Raw genomic sequence first — 2,070 nt, 5'->3', positions numbered from 1 at the left:
GGGGGGTGGGGTGTCAACGCAATGCCCCATCGTCCCGCCGTCCGGGGGTCAGTCCGGAGGGGCCAGCCGGGCGTTGGCGTCCCTCAGCCGCGCGGAGAGGTTGCGCGCGATGTTCACGACGATGAAGGTGAAGCCCTCCGCGTGAGCAAGTCGGAAGGTGCGTAAATCCTGTGCGGTGAGCTGGAGCAGCTCCACCTCGCCCAGGGCGCGCACGGTGGCGGAGCGGTGGTCCTTGTCGATGAGGCCCATCTCCCCGAAGAACTCCGGGGGGCCCAGGACGGTGAGCGGCTTCGTCCCGTTGCCGTTCCCCCGGCGCACCACCTCCACCTGGCCGCGCACGATGACGAAGAGGCTGTCGCCCAGGTCGCCCTCCTCGAACACCACCTCGCCGTCCGCGTACCGGTACAGCCGCGCCAGCTCCGCCAGCCGCGCCAGTTCCGGGGGCGCGAGCATCTCGAAGAGGGGGGATGTGGCGATGACGGCCAGCTTCTCCATGTGCTCCCCGCGGGTCCGGCGTATCCGGAGGGTCCGGACGGTCGAGCCTAATCTCCTGACGAGAAGATGAACGGGTAGGAGACGGGGACGTCGTCGCTCGGTTTGAAAGGAAACGTCCAACTGCGGATGGTGGTGACGATGCAACTGCTGACGCCCTCGGAGCGCAGGGTGCTTTCATCCACCTCGATGTTGTCCGCGCGACCGTTGGGCTTGAGGTTGAAGCGGACCATGACCCGGCCCTTGAGGGTGGGGTCCCGCTTGAGTTCCTTCTCGTAGCAGCGCTGGATGGACGCCTTCATGCGCTGGATGAAGCGCGCCATGTCCTTGGGGCTGACCTCGGAGCTGTCCACCTCCGCGGCCGCGTCCGCCACCTGGGGCGCCTTGACGGTCTGCCGGGTGCCGGTGTCCACCTTGCCGGCGCCCTGGGTGACCTGGGCGCCGATGCCCGCGGCCTTGCCACCGGTGTCACCCTGGGGGTTGGCGATGCCGTTGCCGCCGCCCGAGCCCACCGCGAGCGCGCCGCCGCCGGTCTGCGCGCCGGCGAGCGCATCCGCCACGCTGGTACCGCCCATGCTCTCGCCGAGCACGTTCTCCAGGGCACCGCCTTCGCCCTTGCTGCCAAGAATCTTGAGCAGGCCCGTGCCGGCCACCCGGTTCACCAACTGCTGACGCTGCTCCGCCGTGCTGGCCGCGGGCGTCGGCGTGGTGGCCGCGGTGGCGGTCTTCTTCGGCGGGGCCTTGGTGTCATCCGGCTTCTTGTCCGGGGACGTGCCGGTGTCCTTCGGCTCCTCCTTCACCGGGGCCTGCGGCGGGATGAAGGCGCGCACGAAGCGGTCTTCCAACTGCTCCAGTTCGACCTCCGCCTCCACCGGCGTGGGCCGGGTGACGATGAGCGCGACGCTGAGCACGTAGAGCACCAGCATCGCCGCGAGGATGAGGAAGAAGAGCTGATCCAGCGTGCGCCACGAGCTGGACTTCAGCTCCGGCGGGAGCGCGGGCTTCGAGCCCTCCGGGGGGGCGGGGACGAAGTGGAAGAAGAGCGTGGCGTCGGGCAGCTCCACCTTGCCGCGGGCGCTCTCCTGCAGGGGCAGATCGAAGGTGTCGTCCTCCCGGCGCGTGGCGAGGCCCTGGGTGCGAAGCGCGTCGAAGTCCACGTCCGACGAGCCCAGGTTGACGCGGCCCTGCATGTGCTCGTCGATGATGAGGTGGAACTGGTTGGCGCGGTTCTCCAGCACCTTGAAGCGCCCGGGGCGCTCCTGCGCCGCGGGCAGGACGATGGTGTTGCGGGCGTCATCGCCGATGGTGACGGAGTCGTGGAGGACGTGATGCTCCTCGACGATGCGGCCATCCTGAATGACGCCGACGCGCAGCAGCTTGTGGGCGGTTTGAAGGGCCATGGCGCTAGAAGGGGTCCTGATCCACGCTCTGGACCACCTTGGGCACGAAGCTCTCGGTGCGGTTCAGGTCGTCGAAGCTCGGTTTGGAGCGGTCGAGAAAATAGAAGGCTTCCGGCTTCTGGATGCGGCCCTCGACGGTGATGGCATCCAGTTGGATGGCCTTGGGCGCCTTCTTGGT

The 2,070-nt window shown here is 68.6% G+C and carries 2 protein-coding genes; both read right to left on the bottom strand.

Going from position 1 to position 2,070, the window contains the following annotated elements; translation table 11 throughout:
* Positions 1-48: 48 nt before the first annotated feature.
* Positions 49-495 carry a cyclic nucleotide-binding domain-containing protein gene (locus D7Y13_RS41095; protein WP_120538407.1) on the bottom strand — a complete coding sequence of 149 codons (447 nt, stop codon included), beginning with the start codon at positions 493-495 and terminating at the stop codon, positions 49-51.
* A 47-nt stretch (positions 496-542) separates the two neighbouring features.
* Positions 543-1,892, bottom strand: coding sequence for an AgmX/PglI C-terminal domain-containing protein (locus D7Y13_RS41090; RefSeq protein ID WP_120538406.1), 1,350 nt, complete (start codon positions 1,890-1,892; stop codon positions 543-545).
* Between the last annotated feature and the right edge of the window lie 178 nt (positions 1,893-2,070).

Source organism: Corallococcus praedator (assembly GCF_003612125.1).
GTDB lineage: Bacteria > Myxococcota > Myxococcia > Myxococcales > Myxococcaceae > Corallococcus > Corallococcus praedator.
The sequence above is the reverse complement of the archived record's forward strand: the minus strand, read 5'-3'. Positions and strand labels throughout refer to the sequence as shown.

Excerpts from the sequence above, each read along its gene's own strand:
- D7Y13_RS41095 (WP_120538407.1), bottom strand. The coding sequence starts at position 495 with ATGGAGAAGCTGGCCGTCATCGCCACATCCCCCCTCTTCGAGATGCTC.
- D7Y13_RS41090 (WP_120538406.1), bottom strand. The coding sequence starts at position 1,892 with ATGGCCCTTCAAACCGCCCACAAGCTGCTGCGCGTCGGCGTCATTCAG.